Origin of the sequence: Mesorhizobium sp. M1A.T.Ca.IN.004.03.1.1, assembly GCF_003997555.1 — a bacterium.
Classification (GTDB): domain Bacteria; phylum Pseudomonadota; class Alphaproteobacteria; order Rhizobiales; family Rhizobiaceae; genus Mesorhizobium.
Genome location: NZ_RZTV01000783.1, coordinates 1 through 249, shown reverse-complemented (window position 1 = coordinate 249; position 249 = coordinate 1). Strand labels below are relative to the sequence as shown.

The 249-nt window shown below is 66.7% G+C and carries 1 protein-coding gene; it reads left to right on the top strand.

The features are described from left to right. The coding region (locus EOD29_RS33785) for an alkaline phosphatase PhoX (protein ID WP_127248878.1) at positions 1-249 on the top strand (249 nt) is incomplete at both ends.

Sequence of the window (249 nt, the reverse complement as noted above, 5' to 3'; positions counted from 1 at the left end):
ATTTCACTGCCACATCGGGCAAGTGGGAAGTGCTCCTGAAGTGCGGCGATCCCTCGGTCGCGGCCGTCGGCGCGACCTTCTCGACCGAAACGACCAAGAACGGCTGGTTCGGCATGCCCGACAACTGCGCCGTCGATGCTGCCGGCCGCCTCTGGGTTTCGACCGACGGCAACAACAACAAGGCCACCGGCCGCACCGACGGTCTGTGGGCCGTCGATACGGAAGGGGCGGCGCGCGCCACTTCGAAGC